We start from the raw sequence: 16968 nt of genomic DNA on the forward strand, positions 1-16968 counted from the left end.
CCCTTGGCCGGCTTCGCCACCATCGTCGGCGCGGCCGGCTTCGTGGGACGCCGGCTGAAGGCGCGGCTGGAGAACGCCGGCTGGGAGGTCTTCGCCCCGCCGCGCGGAGACGCGGGCCTGTTCCGCCGCGACCTGGGGGTGGTGTTCTACTGCGCCGGCCTGACGGCGGACTACGACACGCGCCCCTTCGACACCGTGGAGGCGCACGCCTCGCTGGTCAGCGAGCTGATCCGCCGGGCGAGCTTCTCGCGGCTGGTCTACACCTCGTCCACGCGGCTCTACGACGGGATGCGGGCTGCGACCGTCAGCGAGGCGCAACCGCTGGTCCTCGACCCGACCGACCCTAGGCGGGTGTACGACCTCTCCAAGGCGTTAGGCGAGAACCTGACCATCGCGCGGACCGGCGGCCGCGGCGCCGTGGCGCGGCTCTCCAACGTCTACCACTGGGCCGACGAGGCCCCGGGTTTCCTGTCGGCTTGGCTGATCATGGCGCAGGCGAACCGCGAGCTGACGCTGGAATCGAGTCCGCACGTGGCCCGCGACTACATCCATCTCGACGACGTGGTGACCGCGCTGATCGCGCTGGCGCAGGGCGAGCCTGCGGGCATCGTCAACGTGGCCAGCGGCGAGCTGGTCACCAACGGCGAGATCGCCCGGGTGTTCGAGGAGGAGGGCTGGCACGTGGCCTTCAAGGGCGAGGGCCGGCCGCTCCACCCGCCGAACGCCGACGTCGCCAAGCTGCGGGCGCTTGGCGTGGCCCCCGAAGGCGTCAAGGATGTCGTGCGCCGCTACCTGAAGGGCCTGAAGGCTTGAAGCTCGTCGACCACACCCGCGAGAGCCTGATCGACTATACCGTCGCCCAGTGCATGAACGTCGTGCCCGACGGGCGGGAGGGCGCCTTCCGCTCCGCGGTGGACGCACACCTGGACGAGGCGCTGGAGCGGCTGCACCGGTGCATCAATGCGTGTGCGCCGTGGCGCCCCGACCAGTTCAACGTGCTGCAGTCGTCCCAGCACTGCATCTACTTGTATTACCTCAGCAACACGATCTGGAAGCGGTCGGGGGACACCGCCGCCGCGACGCGGCTGTTCCTGATGAACAAGGCATTCAACGGCATCGATCTCTTCTACGAGATCGCCATGCCGGAGGTGTTCTACATCGGCCACAGCGTCGGTATCGTGCTCGCCAAGGCGACGTACGGGAACTACCTGGTGCTCTACCAAAACTCGACCGTGGGCCGGCACAAGGACCAGATCCCGGTGATCGGCGAGCGGGTAGTGCTCTACCCCAACACGGCGGTGATCGGCCGCTCCGTCGTCGAGGACGACGTGGTGGTGAGCCAGGGGACCAGCGTCGTGAACAAGCACGTGCCCAAGGGCCAGATGGCCTTCCGCTCTGGCGACGGCCTGGCGTTCAGCCCCCGGCCCGACGACCTCCTGAAGGAATACTTCAGGCTCTAGCGGCCCGCCGCCTTGGCTTCCTGGGCCGGCTTCGCCTCCACCGCGCGCGCCACCATGTCGTAGAAGTCGCGCGCCCACTGCTCGGTCTGGCCGAGCGGGCTGTTGCGGATCTGGTCGCGCAGCCCGTGACGAAGCTGCAGCCGGCGCTGCTGGTCGGCGGCGAGCTTCTGGGCGGTCGCCACATACTGTTCGAGATCGATGGCGCACAGGTCGCCGAGGCCCGCATTGGACAGGATCGAGTAGCTCAGCCGCTCGTGGAACGCCTCGCCCACCATGCTGACCAGGGGCACGCCCATCCACAGCGACTCCGTGGTGGTGGTGCCGCCGGTGAGCGGGAACGGGTCGAGGGTGATGTCGACCTCGTTGTAGAACGGCATGTGCTTGCCGCGGATGGTGTGGAACACGATCCGGTCCTCGCTCACGCCCCCGGCGGCGAACTCGGCGATGACGTTCTTGCGGAAGCTGGGCGTGCCGCCCTCCGGCCGGATGAAGGCGAAGCGGGAGTTCGGCACGCTGGCCACCACCCGCGCCCAGGTCTGCAGCACCTCGCGGCTGTACTTGTGCGGGTTGTTGGCCGTCCCGAAGGTGATGAAGCCGTTGCGCTGCTCGGGCACGCCTTCGTTGATCGGATGGCGCTCGGAGAACACCGCGCGGCCCAGCGCGAGCCAGGTGTGCGGCATCATCAGTGGCTCCTCCACGAGGAGGTCGGCCCGCTTGGGCGCGGAGTAGGGATCGCAGACGAAGTAGTCCACGGTCGAGAGCCCCAGCGAGTGCGGATAGCCCAGCCAGCTCGCCTGCCTGGGCGCCGGCCGGTAGGCCAGGACCTCCGGCTTGTTCATGTGAGTGGAGCCGCCGAGCTCGATCAGGATGTCCAGCTGGTCGTTGGCGATGGCCTGGGCGGCGTCGTGGCTGGAGATGTCCTTCCACCAGCGGAAGGCGTCCACCTGGCCGGTGATGAACCGCTGCATCGGGTCTTCGTCGTCCCCCTGGTAGAAGGAGTAGCAGTAGACCTCGAAGCGCTCGCGATCGACGTGGTCGAAGAGCGGCAGGGCGAAGTAGGCCACCGGGTGCTGCCGCAGGTCGGCCGACATCAGTCCCAGACGGATCTTGCCCCCCGGCGCGCGCCGCGGGGGCTTCTTGATCGGGTGGGCCTTGGCCCGGTCTTCGACGATCCGGCCCCAGATGCGGTGCTGCTCCACCAGCTCCAGGCGGTCGTCCATGGAGCGCACGCGGGCGAGTTGCTTCAGCAGGGCCGTGTGCCGGTCGGTCTCTGCCCAGCCGCGGCCGAGCGTCTTGAAGTCGCCGAGCGGCTCCAGCTCGTCGTAGGCGCAGACCCGGGTGAGCACCTCCAGCAGCACCTTGGTGTGGCCCGGCGTGAACTCCTGGCCCAGCGCCACCGCGCGCTTCGAGAGCTGGTAGGCCTCCTCGATGTTGGCGCCCTCGTCGCCGGAGCGGGTGCGCTCGATGCTCTGGATGAGCGAGACCAGGTAGTCGAGGTTGTCGGGCTCCAGCTCGACCGCGCGGCGCAGGAAGACGTTGCCGCGCTCGCGGTCGTATTCGGAGACCACATTGCCCAGCTGGAAGTGCACCCAGCCCGCGTCGGGGAAGCGCCCCGCGATCTCCTGGAGGTAGGCCTCCGCGCGCCGGAACTGACCGGCGCGGCGCATCACCAGGGCCTTGGCCTCCAGCAGCTTCTGGCTGTCGGGATTGGCCGCGACCGCCTTGTCCAGGGTGGCCTCGGCCTGCTTGGCCTGGTGCAGCTCGTTGTAGATCCCGGCCATGTCGAGCCAGGCGTCCACGTAGTCCTTCTTCAGCGCGATCGCCTGGCGGAAGCGCACCAGAGCCTGGTCCCGCTTGCCCTGCCGGGCCAGGGCGCGGCCGAGCTGGCGGTGGTGCTCAGCGTTGCGCGGGTCGCGCCGCGCCATCTGCGAGAAGGCCTGTTCGGCGCGCGGGTTGTCGCCCATGTCCAGCAGGACATTGCCGCGGTTCTGGTGCCCGGCCATCTGGGCGGGGTTGAGCTTAATGGCGCGGTCGAGGACCTCTAGGGCCTCCGGGTACCGCTTGAGCTGGCGCAGCATCACGCCCCAGAGGTTCGTGATCTCGTACTCCCGCGGGAAGCGCTCGACGGCGCGCTGGCACCACTCCGCGCCCTCTTCGTACCGCTTGGCGTGATAGAGCTGGTGCAGCAGCACGCGGTACACCTGCAGGGTCTGGTCGGGTTGCTCGCTGAGCAGGCCCTTCAGGAGCTCGATGGCCTCATCCCGCCGGCCGGCCTTCAAAGCCGCGTCCGTCGCCACCAAACGCTGGTCCATTCCCGACCTTCTTCAGCCTCTTCCGCTCGTGCAGGAGCCTTAAGCGGCAAGCCGGCCGCTGGCTAGAGCCGGGGGCGCCGCAGGGCGGTCAGGTCCCGCGGCCGAAGCGCCACTTCAGCGTCAGGATGATCCCGGACAGGATCAGGCAAACGATGTTGGCGCCGATGACCGGCAAGCTCTCGATCAGGAAGCCGTAGATCGTCCACAGCGTGAAGCCGGTGACGGTGATCACGTACATCCGCAGCGCCACCGACGAGGCGTCGCGCTCGCGCCAGATCTTGACGATCTGGGGCACGAAGCTCGCCATCGAGCACACGGCGGCGGCGAAGCCGACAAACTCGGGGAGACCCATGCTCAGGCGCTCATCGGCAGGTCGGCGGCCCAGCGGGCCTGGTATTCGGGCGACAGCGTGAGGCCCACCGGCGGCGGACCCGGCGCGTAGCCAGCCGTGAGGCAAACCCATAGGTACCTGAGCGCCAGGCGGACGCCCTCCTCGGAGTAGGGCTTGCCGATCACGCCGCAGGCGCCGGCGAAGTCGGGCGGCAGGCGGCGCACGTTGGCGGTCATGAAGAGGACTACGCCCCCGCAGTCCTCCGCGATCAGCCGGGCGGCGTCCACGCCGGTGGGACCGTCCTGCAAATGTACGTCGACCAGCGCGAGGTCGGGGGTGTAGCGGCGGGCCAGGCTGATCGCTTCGTCGCGGGTGGTGGCGAGGCCCACCTCGTGCAGGCCGATGTCCTGGATGATGCACTGCAGGTCTGCCGCGACCAGCAGCTCGTCCTCCACAATCAGCACGTCGGGTGGGTCACGCGGAGCCATCTCAGGCAAGCTTCTCGAGCGGCACGGACACCACGGACCTAACTCCGGGCTGGTTGTCCGATTGGGTGAATTGCGCCTTCAGCTGCTGGCAGAGCAGCTGGACGATGGTCGTGCCGAAGCCCCTTGGGGCCTCAGCGGGCATGCCGACGCCGTTGTCGGCGACGATGATCTCGAAGCGCTCGCCCACATTGCGGATGCAGATGGCCACCTCCCCTGGACGCTCCGCGGGAAAGGCGTGCTTCAAGGAATTGGAGATCAGCTCGTTGACCACCAGGGCCATTGGCGCGGCCGAGGAGGCAGGGACGGCGACGGGCTCGAGGTCGAGCTTCAGCTGGATGTCGTCGCGCCGCGCCGCGGCGGCGAGGTCGCCGGCCAGGTCGCGTACGAACTCGGCCACGGCGAAGCGCTGAACGTCGCCGCCCTGGAACAGCCGGCGGTGTACCGCGCCGATGGCGTTCACGCGCTCCAGGATGCCGCGCACCGTCTGGCGCGTCGCTTCGTCGGGGATACGGCGACTCTGCAGCTGCAGCAGCGAGGCGATGAGCTGCAGGTTGTTCTTAACCCGGTGGTCGATCTCGTGCAGCAGCGCGGTTTTCTGCGCCAGCGCCTGCTCGAGTTGCTTGGCGTAATCTGCGTCCTTGAAGGTGCGGAGAGTCTCCGCCGTTTGCCTGCCCACGTCTTCCATATCGTTTATGCCGCCGTCCACGGCTTCCCCCACCCCGGGTGAGTCCAACGGCAACGGCAAAGGTTGGTTCCGCCCGCTCGCGAAGCCCCCGCCTTGACCGAAGCCCGGCCGCGCGCCAAAGCGCGGGGCCATGAACATCCTCCTGGTGGGCTCGGGCGGCCGCGAGCATGCGCTGGCCTGGAAGATCGCGGCCTCGCCGCTGGTGAGCCGCCTGGTCGCCGCGCCGGGCAACCCGGGGATGGCGGCGCTGTGCGAGACGCGCGACGTCGGGGCGACCGAAGTCGACGGGCTGGTCGCCCTGGCCCGCGAGATCGCGGCCGACCTGGTGGTCATCGGGCCCGAATCGTCGGTCGCCGCCGGCCTGGCCGATGCGGTGCAGGCCGCCGGGATCGCCTGCTTCGGCCCGACCGCCCAGGCCGGCCAGCTGGAGTCCTCCAAGGCCTTCACCAAGGCGTTCTGCGACCGCTACGGCCTGCCGACCGCGGCCTACGTCGTCTGCGAGACGCTGGATCAGGCCAAGGCGGCGCTCGACCGCTTCGAGGCGCCCTTCGTGGTCAAGGCCGACGGCCTGGCCGCCGGCAAGGGCGTGACGGTCGCCACCACCCGGGGCGAGGCCGAGGCCGCCATCGAGGACGCGCTGGGCGGCCGCTTCGGCGCTGCCGGCGCACGTGTGGTCATCGAGGAGTTCCTCGAAGGGGAGATCGGCTCGCTGTTCGCCCTGTGCGACGGCGAGACCTCCATGCTGTTCGGCTGGGCCCAGGACCACAAGCGCGCCTTCGATGGCGAGCAGGGCCCGAACACCGGCGGCATGGGGACCTATTCGCCGGCCCCGGTCTTCACGCCGGAGTTGGTGGAGCAGGTGCGCACCCACCTGGTGGAGCCGGCCTTTGCCGGCATCGCTGCGGAGGGCGCGCCCTACAAGGGCGTGCTGTTCGTCGAGCTGATGGCCACGAGGCACGGGCCCGAGCTGGTGGAGTTCAACGCCCGCTTCGGCGACCCGGAATGCCAGGTGCTCATGCTGCGGCTCGAAAGCGACCTCGTGCCCTACCTGGTGGCGTGCGCGAACGGCACGCTGAAGGACATGCCGCAGCCGCAGTGGCGGGACGAGGCGGCGGTCTGCGTGGTGCTGGCGGCCCAGGGTTATCCAGGCGCGCCCAGGCCGGGAGGCGAGATCCGGGGCGCCGAAGTGCGTTTCGGCGACGATGTCGTGACCTTTCACGCCGGAACAAGGCGGGACAACGACGGGACATTGCGAGCCGCGGGCGGGCGGGTGCTCAACGTCTGCGCGCGCGGCCCCACGCTGCAGGCGGCGCTGGACAAGGCCTATGCCGCGGTGGACGCCATCGACTTCCCCGATGGCTTCTGCCGGCGCGACATCGGTTGGCGCGCCCTGGCCCGCTAGGTAGAGTGATTTCAAACAAGCGTAAGAGGGGGGAGCGCCATGGCCGTCACGACAGACCTTGCCGCGGAACAGGCCCGCGAGCAGGCGAACACCGGCACCAAGGCGGTGGCCGACACCCACCGGTTCGACGAGGCGTCGCTGGAGCGCTGGCTGCAGGCCAACGTCGAAGGCTACCAGGGCCCGCTGGAGGTGCGCCAGTTCAAGGGCGGCCAGTCTAACCCGACGTACCAACTGGTGACGCCGTCGAAGAAGTACGTCCTGCGCCGCAAGCCGCCGGGCAAGCTGCTGCCCTCGGCTCACGCCGTCGACCGCGAGTACCGGGTGATCACCGCCCTGGGTTCGACTGGCTATCCGGTGGCCAGGACCTACGGCCTGTGCACCGACGACAGCGTCATCGGCACCTGGTTCTACGTCATGGACAACGTGGAGGGCCGGATCCTCTGGGACCAGACGCTCCCGCAGTACGAGCCGGCCGAGCGCCGGGAGATCTGGCGGGCCCAGATCAGGACGCTCGCCGCCCTGCACAACACGGACTACGCCAAGATCGGGCTGGAGGACTACGGCAAACCCGGCAACTACATGGGCCGCCAGGTCGACCGCTGGACCAAGCAGTACAAGGCGTCGGAGACCACCCACATCCCGGAGATGGAGCGGCTGATCGAGTGGCTGCCCAAGACCCTGCCGCCGCAGGAGCGCACCTCGATCGTCCACGGAGACTACCGCCTGGACAACATGATCCTGCACGCCACCGAGCCGCGGGTCGTCGCCGTGCTGGACTGGGAGCTCTCCACCCTGGGCGAGCCGCTGGCCGACTTCACCTACTTCCTGATGAACTGGGTGAATGGGACGATCTCGCAGCTGCCGGACCTGAAGGCGCACGGTATCCCGACGGTCGAAGAGGCGGTGGACTACTACTGCGAGCTCACCGGCCGGCCCGGGCTGCCCGACCTGAACTGGTACTTCAGCTACAACACCTTCCGGCTGGCCGGCATCGTGCAGGGCATCCTGGGCCGGGTGCGCGACGGCACGGCCAACCACCCGGACGCCGCCAACATGGGCCCGCGGGTCATTTCCCTCGCCGAGGCGAGCTGGGCTTTCGCGCAGAAGGCGGGGGCGACGGCCTAGCGGGGAGGATTCCCGCCAGCAGCTCGTCCAGCGCGGCGGCGTCGTCGAAGCTCGCCTTCACCGGCCAGGCGGCGACGCGCGCGCGCCAATCAGGCGGCAGGCGCACCCAGTCCTTCTCGGTGGTGACCAGCCCGGCCTCGAACTGCGCGGCGCGGTCGGCGAGGCGCTTCAGCACAGCCTCGTCATACGGCGCATGGTCCGGGAACGGCGCGAAGTCGGCCAGCTCGCACCCGGCGGCCTTCAGCGCGCGCTCCACCTTCCACGGCTTGGCGACCCCGGCGAAGCCCACCTGCGGGCCGGCCGGCGGCGGCGCCGCGGCTCTCAGGTGCGCCGTCATGACCGGCACGCTGGAGAGCGTGCGCCGCAGGCCCGGCTCGGCCACGGGGAGGTCGGCCGGCAGCAGGATCACCGCCGCGCTGGCCCGCGCCAGGCCCTTCGCCAGCGGCTCGCGCATCGGCCCCGCCGGAAACACCCGGCCATCGCCGAACGGCCATTCCTCGTTGCGGGTCTCGCCGTCGACCACGACCAGCGAGACGGACTTCTTTACGGAGGGGTTTTGGTGGCCGTCGTCCATGACGATCACCTGGGCCCCGGCCCCCGCGGCGGCGTGCGCGCCCGCGGGGCGGTCGCGGGCGACCCAGACGGGGTAGTCACGGGCCAGCATCAGCGGCTCGTCGCCGACGTCGGCGGCGGTGTGGACCTCCGGATTGACCCGGACGGGACCCGGAAGACGGCCCCCATAACCACGGGAGAGCAGGTGCACGGAGAGACCCGCCTGCGCCAGCCGCTCCGCCAGCGCCCGCACGATCGGCGTCTTGCCGGCCCCGCCCATGGTGATGTTGCCGACGCACACCACCGGCACGCCAGGATCGGCGGGCGTGGCGCGGGCGATCCGCCGCGCGGTGACGGCGGACCAGATCCAGGACGGCGGTGTCAGCAGGGCGCGCAGCACCGGCTGCGAGCGTTCGCGGCTGTACCACCACTCGGGCGTCTGGAGCTTCATGGCAGCAGAGGGTCCAGCAGCTCCAGCGCGGCGTCCAGCGCCTGCGCCTTCGACGCGGCGTAGTCCAGGCCCGCCTCGCCGATCCGCCGAGCGATCTGCGGGTAGGTCAGCAGGCCCTTCAGGTGGCGCGTGAGGGCGGCTGCGTCCTCAGCTTCGATGGCGGCCACGCGCGCGAACATCTCGCCGTAGACGTCCGCGGCGTTGAAGTGGTGCCTGCCGGTCACGACCGGCACGCCCAGCCGCGCCGGCTCCAGCGGGTTGTGGCCGCCGATGCCGGGCAGGAAGCTCCCGCCCATGACGGCGATGTCGGCGACCGACAGGAGAAGCCCAAGCTCGCCCAGGGTGTCGGCGACATAGGCCGTGGTCTTCGCCGTCAGCGGCTCGCCGGCGCCGCGACGGGCGACAGCGAAGCCCGCGGCCGCGAGCTCGGCGGCCACTGGCGGTCCGCGTTCCGGATGGCGGACGGCCACGATCAGCAGGTCGGCGCCGGCGTCACGGGCGGCCTGCGCCACGATCGGCTCCTCGCCGGCGTGGGTGCTCACGGCGAGCACGGTCTTGCGGCCGGCCACCCCCTTGCGCAGCGCCTTGAGCTGGGCGGCGTCGACGGCAGGTGGCGCGCCGACCAGCTTCAGGTTCAGCCGCGGTCCGACCTGCGCCCCCAGACAGCGGAGCCTCGCCTCGGTCGCCTCGTCCTGCGGCAGCACCAGGTCGAAGGCGGAGAGCAACTGGCGCGCGGCGCCCGGCGCACGGCCCCAGCCGGCGGCGCTCTCGTCCGTCATGCGGGCGGATAGCAGGGCAAGGCGGACACCGCGCGCTCGGGCGGTGCGGATCAGGTTCGGCCACAGCTCGCTCTCCACCAGCAGCCCGGCGCGTGGCCGCCAGTGGTCCAGGAAGCGGCGTACGGCGCCGGGCGCGTCCACCGGCGCGAACTGGTGGATCACGCCGGGCGGGAGGCGCTGCGCCAGGACCTCGGCCGAGGTCACGGTTCCTGAGGTGACCAGAAGGCCGAGGTCGGGCCGGCGCGCCCTCAGCGCCTCGACGAGCGGCAGCAGCGAGAGGCTTTCGCCCACGCTCACCCCGTGCAGCCAGACCAGCGGGCCGTCGGGCCGCGACTGCCCCGCTCGGCCGAGCCGCTCGCCCAGCCGCGCGGCGTCCTCCTTGCCCCGCCGGGCGCGGGCGCGCAGCACGCCGCCCGCGAAGGGCTCCAGGAGCCCCGTGGCGGCGGCGTAGGCCATGAGCGCGAGGCTCACACCACCTCGGCGGGCGCGAGGCGGCAGGCGTGGGCGCCGCTGGTCTCCACCTGCAGGGTGGCGTGGCCGATGTGGAAGCGCCGGGCGAGGCCGTCGCACGCATCATGCAGGAAGCGGTCCGGCTCGACATTGGCCGGGCGGATCACATGGGCGGTGAGCGCCGTCTCGGTGGTGCTCATGGCCCAGATGTGCAGGTCGTGGACCTCCTCGACCCCGGGCAGGGCTTCCAGCCAGCGCCGCACCTCGGTCACGTCCACGCCCCTTGGCGCAGCGTCGAGCGCGAGGTCGACAGAGTCCCTCAGCAGGCTCCAGGTGCCCAGCACGATGACCGCGCCGATGGCGAGGCTGAGCGCCGGGTCCAGCCACAGCAGCCCGGTGGCGGCGATCACCGCTGCGCCCACTACCACCGCCAGCGAGATGGCAGCGTCGCTGGCCATGTGCAGGAAGGCGCCGCGGACGTTGAGGTCCGACTGGCTGCCGCGCAGGAAGAGCAGGGCAGTCGCGGTGTTGATGGCCACGCCGATGCCGGCGACGAGCATCACCACCCCCGTCTCCAGTTCCGCCGGCGCGGAGAAGCGCCGCACGGCTTCCGAGGCGATGACCCCCACGGCCACCAGCAGCAGCACGGCGTTGGCCAGCGAGGCCAGGATCGTCGCCTTCCGCAGGCCGTAGGTCCGCCGCCCGGTGGGGGCGCGCTTGGCCAGCACTGCCGCGCCCCAGGCCAGGATCAGAGAGAGTACGTCGGAGAGGTTGTGCCCCGCGTCGGCCAGCAGGGCGAGCGAGCCCGACCACAGACCCGCGCCGGCTTCGGCGACGGAGAAGGCTGTGTTCAGCGCCACGCCGATCGCGAAGGCGCGGCCCATGTCGGCTGGGGCATGGTGATGATGGTGATGATGGCCGTGGTCGTGGCCGTGCTGATGGTGGTGGTCCTGGGCCATCGCCGGCCTATGTCTCACCGCGGCGGGGCGGGATCAATGCGCAGGCCGCCCCACCAGGGCCTCGGCCCGGCGCGTGGCGGCCGACAGGCGGGCGGACCACTCCTCGATCAGGCGCGCGATCGTGGCGTCGTCCGCGTCGGCGGCGACGTAGAGGGGGCCTTCCCAGACCACGGCGCCCCGGCCGAACGGCGCGGCGAACATCGCCTTGTCCCAGCTGCCCTCCCACTGGGCGGCGGGCGTGGCGGCGATGCCCATCAGGAACACCGGCTGGCCCGATCGACGCGCGATCTGCAGGGCGCCTGGAGCGACCCGCTCGTTGGGGCCGCGCGGACCATCGGGCGTGATGACCAGGCCATTGCCTTCGGAGACCCACGCGACCGCCTCGCGGACCGCCGCCACCGCCTGCCGCGCCTTGGCGGAGTCACCCTTCTTTGCGGAAGAGGCTCGGATGGAGCCCAGGTTGTTCATGGCCAGGGCGCGGGCGATGAACTCTCCGTCCGCCGAGGGAGAGACGAGCACCTTCGTCTGCTTGCGCCACCACTGCGGAGCCACCGAGAGCGAAAGCGGGATGCGGCCGTGCCACATCAGCCCGATCGCGCCGCTCTCGCCAGCCAGGACGGCGTCGAAGCAGGCCAGGTTCTCGTGCCGCCAGCGCACCGTGCGCAGCATCAGCCGGATGTAGACGCCGAGCAGGAAGCCCAGGGTGGCCTGGACCGGACCGCTCCTCAGGAGCTTCTTCAAGCGGCGGTCTCCGCCTCCAGGTCCTGGCTCTTGGCCAGGCGAGCGTAGAGGCCTCGCTTCTTCATCAGGCTGGCGTGGTCGCCGGTCTCCACGATCCGGCCCTTGTCGATCACATAGATGCGGTCGGCGCCGCGCACGGTGGAGAGCCTGTGGGCGATCAGGATGGTGGTGCGTCCCGCCATCAGGCGCTTCAGCGCCGCCTGCACCTGCGCCTCGCTCTCGGTGTCCAGCGCGCTGGTGGCTTCGTCGAGCAGCAGGATGGGCGCGTCCTTCAGGAAGGCCCGGGCGATGGCGATCCGCTGACGCTGGCCGCCGGAGAGCCGCGCGCCGGCCTCGCCGACGGCGGTGTCGTAGCCCTGCGGCAGCTCGGCGATGAACTCCTGGGCGGCAGCAGCCCGGGCGGCCTGCTCGATCTCCTGCGCCGAGGCGCTCGGCCGGGCGTAGGCGATGTTGGCGCGGATGGTGTCGTCGAAGAGGAAGGGCTCCTGGGTCACCAGCGCCACCTGGTCGCGGAGGGAGGCGAGCGTCACGTCCCGCACATCCTGCCCGTCGATCAGCACGCGGCCCTGGGTGGGATCGTAGAAGCGCGGGATCAGGTTCAGGATGGTGGTCTTGCCGCCCCCCGAGGGCCCGACCAGCGCCACGGTCTCGCCGCGCCGGACCTCGAAGCCAACGCCGGCGAGCGTCGGCGGGCCCTCGCGATAGGCGAAGCTCACGTCCTCGAAGGTGATGGTCCCCTCGCTGCGGGTCAGCGGCTTGGCGCCCGGCCGGTCGCGCACTTCCGGCTCCACGTCCAGGGCGGCGAACAGACGCCGGGCGGCCGACATGCCCTCGGCGAACACCGTCTGCAGGTTGGCGAGCTGGCGCAGCGACTGAGAGGCCAGGCCCAAGGCGCCGATGAAGGCCACGAAGGCGCCGACCGTCATGCCGCCCTGCTGCGAGCGCCAGCCGGCATAGGCGATGACCGCCGCGGTGATCAGGGTCATCAGGAGCTCGGTCGACGGCGCGGCCCTGGCCCGGGCGTTGGCGCCCTTCACGAGGTGCGTCTGCCGGCGGCGGACGACCTCGGCGACGCGGGCCTCCTCATAGGCTTCCCGGTTCTCGATCTTCACCACCCGCACCCCGTCCAGGCTCTCCATGATCGCGGTGGAGAGGGCCGAGGTCTCCGCCATGGCGCCCTTGGCCGCCTTGGTGGTGCGCTTGGAGAACCGCCGCATGATCCAGGCTGCGCCCGGCAAGGCCGCGACGAGGACCAGCGACAGCAGGAGGTCATTGGCCACCATCACCGTGATCGCGCCGATCACCGTCAGGAAGTGCTGGGTGTAGTTGATGACCCCCGCCGTCGCCGCCTCGCGGATCAGGCCGGCGTCGTAGAGCACCGAGGAGACGTAGGCGCCGGAATGCTGGCTGCGCAGGCGGGCGAGGTCGGCGCGGACCAGCTTGCCGAACAGCTGCACCTGGACGTCGCCGACCACACCGTTGCCGATGCGGTTCACCAGCGAGGCCTGCACGATCTGCGCAACCGCCCGACCGATGGCATAGACCGCGATGGTGAGGGGCAGGGCCACGAGCTGACCCGGCTTGTGGTTGACCAGCAGGTCGTTGACCGCGGGCTCGAGGATCCGGATCAGCTCGGCGGAGAGGATCGCCACGACGATCGCAGCGAGGAGCGCGGTCACCCACCCCTTCCAGCGCGGCGCCATGTAGACGCGCGCCACCCGGCCGATCAGCTCGCGGCCGGAAAGCTCGGGCTGGGCGGGGTCGCTCATGGCGTTGAAGTCGGCCGATGCGCGGCGAAGGTCAAGGAGGCCGCGACCACTTGAGGCGCTTCCGATTGCCGCCTGTTGCGCCTAGGTAAGCGCCGATGACCGCTGAGTCCGCCACGTCGCCGTTCGACCTGAAGAGCCCGCTGGGCCGCGCGCGCGCCTATGCGGACTACCTGTGGAACGACCACGCCTACCTGCGGCTCGGCTTTTCGAACGCCCACTGGATCTCCGAGGAGCTGGTGCGCACCAACCAGCCCTGGCCGCACCAGCTGAAGGCCTGGAAGGACCGCGGCATCAGGACCGTGATCAACCTGCGCGGCGGCTTCGACGCCAGCTTCCATGCGCTCGAGAAGGACGCCTGCGAGCGTCTGGGGCTGGAGATGGTGGACTTCACCATCACCTCGCGAGAGGTGCCGAGCCGCGACCGGGTGCTGGGCGCCAAGCGGCTCTTCGAGACGATCGCCTATCCGGCGCTTATGCACTGCAAGTCCGGCGCGGACCGGGCCGGCATCATGAGCGTGCTCTACATGCACTTCCGCAAGGGCAAGACCATCCGCGAGGCGATGGACCAGCTGCACCTGCGCTACCTGCACGTCCGGCAGGGCAAGACCGGGGTGCTGGACTACACCTTCGAGCGCTACCTGGAGGAGGGGGAGCCGGCCGGGATGTCGTTCACCCAGTGGGTGCAGAGTCCGATGTACGACCCTGCCGGCATGAAGGCCAGGTTCCGCGCCCAGATGCTGGGCAGCCTGATCACGGAGCGCCTGCTGCGGCGTGAATAGCCATTAAGTGTCTTATCCGACAGACACTTAACCGGAACCGTGCGATGCAGCCTCCATGACCGACGCCGCCCTCGCCGCCGCGCCCCCAGCCGATCCCGGCGAAGAGTTCTACACGCTGCTGTGCGTGCGCGCCGACGGCGTGGCCTCGGTCGTCGACCTCGTCGCCACCCGCGAGCTCGGGATTGTGCGGCATCGGGCCGAGGCCCTGCTCGCCGAGCACCGCAGCGCCGAGCGCGTCGAGGTCTGGCGCGACGGCGCCCTGCTGGAGCAGCTCGAGCGCGTCTGATCCGACCCTAGTGCTGGTGGTCGTCCTCGTGGTCGCTCTCGGGGTCCAGCAGCCGGTGGGCGTGGATGATGAAGTAGCGCATCAGCGCATTGTCCACCGTCTCCTGCGCCTTGGCGCGCCAGGCCTGCAGGGCTTCCTGGTAGCTGGGGAAGGCGCCGACCAGGTCAACCTTCTTCAGGTCGCGGAACTCGGGCGGGCCGTTGAGGTCCTTCAGCTCGCCGCCGATGACGAGGTGAAGAAGCTGCTTGTCGGACATCTAGGGACCTTCGTGGAGGGTCATTTGGGCTCCGCGATATGCCGGACGCGGTCCAGGATCAATGGGGCCAGCGCGGGGGCGGCGCAGATCAGGCTGGCCTGCACAGGCTTGGAGCCGTTGTAGCGGAACGGCCGGCCGGTATGGTCGCCCACGAAAGCGCCGGCCTCGCTGGCGATCAGGTCGGCGGCGGCGAGGTCCCAGTCGTGCTTCGGCACCGGCGCGACCGCGGCGTCGAACACGCCGGAGGCGACCAGGCACATGCGGTAGGCGGTGGAGTTGCGCTGCTCCACCCGCATGGCCGGCCACGGGATCGGCCAGGCTGGATGCTCGAATAGCCGCGGGTCCCCCGCCATGCCGCAGTTCTCCAGGGCGGAGGCGCCGCTCACCGCGATCGCGGTCCCGTTCAGCTCGGCGCCCGCTCCGGCCGCGGCGGTATAGGTCTCGTGCAGCTGCGGGGCGAAGACGACGCCGGCGATCGGCCGCTCCCCCTCCACCACGGCGATGGAGACGGCCCACCATGGACGGTCGTTCAGGAAGGCCCGGGTGCCGTCGATCGGATCGACCACGAACAGCCGCTGGCGGCCCAGCCGCAGGGGATCGTCGGCGGTCTCTTCCGACAGCCAGCCGTACTCCGGTCGCGCCTGTCCCAGCCGGTACTTCAGCAGGGCGTCGGCGGCCAGGTCTGCGTTCGTGACCGGCGAATTGCCCGCCTTGTAGTCGATCTGCAGCCCCTTGAGCCTGAGCTCGGCCGCCAGCTCGCCCGCCTCGCGGGCCGCCTCGGCGATGAGCGCCAGATCCTCGGCGGCCGTGGTCATAGGCCTGCGATGGCCAGGGCGTCGACCAGCAGGGAAGGTGCGTTGGACGAGCCGCGGATCTCCAGGTCGGAGCCTGGGACCACGCGGCCGTAGATGTCGATCAGGTTGCCGGCGACCGTGATCTCGGTGACCGGATAGGCGAGCTCGCCGCCCTCGAACCAGAAGCCGGAGCAGCCCACCGACCAGTCGCCGGTGTTGCCGTTCAGCGAGGGCCCGAACATCGAGGTGACCAGCAGGCCCGACCCGGCGTCCCTCATCAGGCCAGCCTGGTCGCGATCACCCGGGCGCAGGGTCAGGTTGGTGGTCGAGACCCCAGGTGGGCCGGCGAGTCCGCGCGACGCGTGGCCGGTGGTGGTCAGCCCGAGCTGGCGCGCCGATGACGAGTTCAGCAGCCAGGTGGTCAGCACCCCGTCGTCGATGATGTTGCGGGTGCGGTTCGCCACGCCCTCGTCGTCGAAGGGGGAGGAGCCGAGGCCGCGGGGACGGTGCGGGTCGTCGGTGACGGTGACGCCCCTGGCGAAGACCTGCTGGCCGAGCTTGTCCTTCAGGAAGGAGGTGCCGCGGGCGATGGACGGGCCGGAGATGGCGCCGACCAGCGGGCCCAGCAGGGAGGCGGCCAAGCGGTTCTCGAAGATCACCGGGGCGGTCGTCGAGGCGATCTTGCGGGCGCCCAGGCGCTGGGCGGCGCGACGGCCGGCTTCCGAGCCGATGAAGTCCGGATCGGGCAGGTCGGACTGCCAGCGCACGGAGCGGCCCTCGTAGCCATTCTCCATGCCCTGCTCGTCGCCAGCGATCGCCGAGGCGCCAAGCGAGAACCCCGAGGCGCGGTGGACGCCGGAGAAGCCGGCGCTCGTCACCATGATCCAGTGGGAGGCGGACCACGACGCCGAGGCGCCGTCGGAGTTGGTCACCCGGGGCACCGCGCGGGCGGCGGCCTCGGCGGTGCGGGCTTTCTCCTCCAAGGCTTCGGCGGACGGCTCGCTGGGGTCGAACAGGTCGAGCTCAGGCAGGGCGCCACGGGCCAGGAGGTTCGGGTCGGCGAGGCCGGCGTAGGGGTCCTCCGGCGCGAGCTTCGCCATCGCTACGACGCGCTCGACCAGCTTGGCGCGAGCGTCGGCCGAGATGTCGGAGCCGGAGACCGAGGCCTGGCGGCGTCCGACGAACACCCGCAGGCCCAGGTCGCGGGCCTCTTCGCGCTCAACCTCCTCCAGCTCGCCCAGGCGAACCGAGATGGAAAGCGCGCGGCGCTCGGCGCTCACGGCCTCGGCCGCATCGGCGCCGGCCTTCAGCGCGGCGTCGACGACCTCTTGCAGCAGGTTTTCATCCAT

Annotated in this window: 18 protein-coding genes; 6 read left to right on the forward strand and 12 right to left on the reverse strand. The window is 70.6% G+C overall.

The annotated features are described in order from the left end of the window. Positions 1-3 precede the first annotated feature (3 nt). Positions 4-813, forward strand: a complete 810-nt coding sequence (locus VIL76_RS16830; protein ID WP_332046190.1) for an NAD(P)-dependent oxidoreductase — start codon at positions 4-6, stop codon at positions 811-813. Then, positions 810-1460: a hypothetical protein gene (locus tag VIL76_RS16835; protein ID WP_332046191.1), complete on the forward strand. Its 651-nt coding sequence runs from the start codon at positions 810-812 to the stop codon at positions 1458-1460. The genes VIL76_RS16830 and VIL76_RS16835 overlap by 4 nt, the downstream gene beginning before the upstream one ends. On the opposite strand, the gene VIL76_RS16840 is transcribed toward VIL76_RS16835, so the two are convergent. The 4 genes from VIL76_RS16840 to VIL76_RS16855 form a co-directional block, all read right to left on the reverse strand. Continuing rightward, positions 1457-3772, reverse strand: coding sequence for a tetratricopeptide repeat protein (locus VIL76_RS16840; RefSeq protein ID WP_332046192.1), 2316 nt, complete (start codon positions 3770-3772; stop codon positions 1457-1459). The genes VIL76_RS16835 and VIL76_RS16840 overlap by 4 nt on opposite strands. Before the next feature lie 88 nt (positions 3773-3860). Further along, on the reverse strand, positions 3861-4124 hold the full coding sequence (locus VIL76_RS16845; RefSeq protein WP_332046193.1) for a SemiSWEET transporter: 264 nt from the start codon (positions 4122-4124) through the stop codon (positions 3861-3863). A 2-nt stretch (positions 4125-4126) separates the two neighbouring features. Beyond that, the gene (locus VIL76_RS16850) at positions 4127-4591 is read right to left on the reverse strand and encodes a response regulator (protein WP_332046194.1); all 465 of its coding nucleotides are present in this window, start codon (positions 4589-4591) and stop codon (positions 4127-4129) included. A gap of 1 nt (position 4592) precedes the next feature. Further along, positions 4593-5297: a sensor histidine kinase gene (locus VIL76_RS16855; RefSeq protein WP_332046195.1), complete on the reverse strand. Its 705-nt coding sequence runs from the start codon at positions 5295-5297 to the stop codon at positions 4593-4595. Between the two features lie 109 nt (positions 5298-5406). Here VIL76_RS16855 and purD point away from each other — a divergent pair, with 109 nt between their 5' ends. Both purD and VIL76_RS16865 read left to right on the forward strand, forming a co-directional pair. Then, entirely contained in the window at positions 5407-6678 is a 1272-nt protein-coding gene (gene purD / locus VIL76_RS16860) for a phosphoribosylamine--glycine ligase (RefSeq protein WP_332046196.1), read from the forward strand. Positions 6679-6717: 39 nt separating this feature from the next. Then, positions 6718-7803 carry a phosphotransferase family protein gene (locus VIL76_RS16865; protein WP_332046197.1) on the forward strand — a complete coding sequence of 362 codons (1086 nt, stop codon included), beginning with the start codon at positions 6718-6720 and terminating at the stop codon, positions 7801-7803. On the opposite strand, the gene lpxK is transcribed toward VIL76_RS16865, so the two are convergent. Genes lpxK through VIL76_RS16890 form a run of 5 tightly spaced genes read right to left on the reverse strand, consistent with a single transcriptional unit; the run spans position 7745 to position 13504 of the window. Beyond that, positions 7745-8806 carry a tetraacyldisaccharide 4'-kinase gene (lpxK, locus tag VIL76_RS16870; RefSeq protein ID WP_332046198.1) on the reverse strand — a complete coding sequence of 354 codons (1062 nt, stop codon included), beginning with the start codon at positions 8804-8806 and terminating at the stop codon, positions 7745-7747. The two genes, VIL76_RS16865 and lpxK, sit on opposite strands and share 59 nt — an antisense overlap. Then, complete coding sequence (locus VIL76_RS16875; RefSeq protein WP_332046199.1) at positions 8803-10056, reverse strand: 3-deoxy-D-manno-octulosonic acid transferase; 1254 nt, start codon at positions 10054-10056, stop codon at positions 8803-8805. The genes lpxK and VIL76_RS16875 overlap by 4 nt, the downstream gene beginning before the upstream one ends. Further along, positions 10053-10994, reverse strand: coding sequence for a cation diffusion facilitator family transporter (locus VIL76_RS16880; protein WP_332046200.1), 942 nt, complete (start codon positions 10992-10994; stop codon positions 10053-10055). Before VIL76_RS16880 ends, VIL76_RS16875 begins: the two co-directional genes overlap by 4 nt. A 33-nt stretch (positions 10995-11027) precedes the next feature. Beyond that, a complete protein-coding gene (locus VIL76_RS16885; protein ID WP_332046201.1) occupies positions 11028-11735 on the reverse strand; it encodes a lysophospholipid acyltransferase family protein in 708 nt (235 codons plus the stop codon). Next, on the reverse strand, positions 11732-13504 hold the full coding sequence (locus VIL76_RS16890) for an ABC transporter ATP-binding protein (RefSeq protein ID WP_332046202.1): 1773 nt from the start codon (positions 13502-13504) through the stop codon (positions 11732-11734). Before VIL76_RS16890 ends, VIL76_RS16885 begins: the two co-directional genes overlap by 4 nt. Before the next feature lie 95 nt (positions 13505-13599). Here VIL76_RS16890 and VIL76_RS16895 point away from each other — a divergent pair, with 95 nt between their 5' ends. Beyond that, positions 13600-14283, forward strand: a complete 684-nt coding sequence (locus VIL76_RS16895; protein WP_332046203.1) for a fused DSP-PTPase phosphatase/NAD kinase-like protein — start codon at positions 13600-13602, stop codon at positions 14281-14283. A gap of 55 nt (positions 14284-14338) precedes the next feature. Continuing rightward, a complete protein-coding gene (locus VIL76_RS16900) occupies positions 14339-14569 on the forward strand; it encodes a hypothetical protein (RefSeq protein ID WP_332046204.1) in 231 nt (76 codons plus the stop codon). Between the two features lie 7 nt (positions 14570-14576). Here VIL76_RS16900 and VIL76_RS16905 read toward each other — a convergent pair whose 3' ends face one another. From VIL76_RS16905 to VIL76_RS16915, 3 genes are read right to left on the reverse strand one after another with little or no spacing between them, the layout of a single operon-like run. Continuing rightward, positions 14577-14825 (reverse strand): DUF4170 domain-containing protein, encoded by a 249-nt coding sequence (locus VIL76_RS16905; RefSeq protein ID WP_332046205.1) that lies wholly within the window; start codon positions 14823-14825, stop codon positions 14577-14579. A 20-nt stretch (positions 14826-14845) separates the two neighbouring features. Continuing rightward, the gene (locus tag VIL76_RS16910) at positions 14846-15640 is read right to left on the reverse strand and encodes a 3'(2'),5'-bisphosphate nucleotidase CysQ (protein WP_332046206.1); all 795 of its coding nucleotides are present in this window, start codon (positions 15638-15640) and stop codon (positions 14846-14848) included. Further along, positions 15637-16968, reverse strand: coding sequence for a TldD/PmbA family protein (locus VIL76_RS16915; RefSeq protein WP_332046207.1), 1332 nt, complete (start codon positions 16966-16968; stop codon positions 15637-15639). Before VIL76_RS16915 ends, VIL76_RS16910 begins: the two co-directional genes overlap by 4 nt.

Source organism: Phenylobacterium sp., assembly GCF_036563285.1.
In the GTDB taxonomy this organism is placed as follows: Bacteria; Pseudomonadota; Alphaproteobacteria; order Caulobacterales; family Caulobacteraceae; genus Phenylobacterium.

Bases quoted from the DNA above. Each gene is read 5' to 3' on its own strand.
- VIL76_RS16915 (WP_332046207.1), bottom strand. From the start codon at position 16,968: ATGGATGAAAACCTGCTGCAAGAGGTCGTCGACGCCGCGCTGAAGGCC.
- VIL76_RS16900 (WP_332046204.1), top strand. From the start codon at position 14,339: ATGACCGACGCCGCCCTCGCCGCCGCGCCCCCAGCCGATCCCGGCGAA.
- VIL76_RS16890 (WP_332046202.1), bottom strand. From the start codon at position 13,504: ATGAGCGACCCCGCCCAGCCCGAGCTTTCCGGCCGCGAGCTGATCGGC.
- VIL76_RS16880 (WP_332046200.1), bottom strand. From the start codon at position 10,994: ATGGCCCAGGACCACCACCATCAGCACGGCCACGACCACGGCCATCAT.
- VIL76_RS16840 (WP_332046192.1), bottom strand. From the start codon at position 3,772: ATGGACCAGCGTTTGGTGGCGACGGACGCGGCTTTGAAGGCCGGCCGG.
- VIL76_RS16910 (WP_332046206.1), bottom strand. From the start codon at position 15,640: ATGACCACGGCCGCCGAGGATCTGGCGCTCATCGCCGAGGCGGCCCGC.
- VIL76_RS16905 (WP_332046205.1), bottom strand. From the start codon at position 14,825: ATGTCCGACAAGCAGCTTCTTCACCTCGTCATCGGCGGCGAGCTGAAG.
- purD (WP_332046196.1), top strand. From the start codon at position 5,407: ATGAACATCCTCCTGGTGGGCTCGGGCGGCCGCGAGCATGCGCTGGCC.
- VIL76_RS16895 (WP_332046203.1), top strand. From the start codon at position 13,600: ATGACCGCTGAGTCCGCCACGTCGCCGTTCGACCTGAAGAGCCCGCTG.
- VIL76_RS16850 (WP_332046194.1), bottom strand. From the start codon at position 4,591: ATGGCTCCGCGTGACCCACCCGACGTGCTGATTGTGGAGGACGAGCTG.
- VIL76_RS16845 (WP_332046193.1), bottom strand. From the start codon at position 4,124: ATGGGTCTCCCCGAGTTTGTCGGCTTCGCCGCCGCCGTGTGCTCGATG.
- lpxK (WP_332046198.1), bottom strand. From the start codon at position 8,806: ATGAAGCTCCAGACGCCCGAGTGGTGGTACAGCCGCGAACGCTCGCAG.
- VIL76_RS16865 (WP_332046197.1), top strand. From the start codon at position 6,718: ATGGCCGTCACGACAGACCTTGCCGCGGAACAGGCCCGCGAGCAGGCG.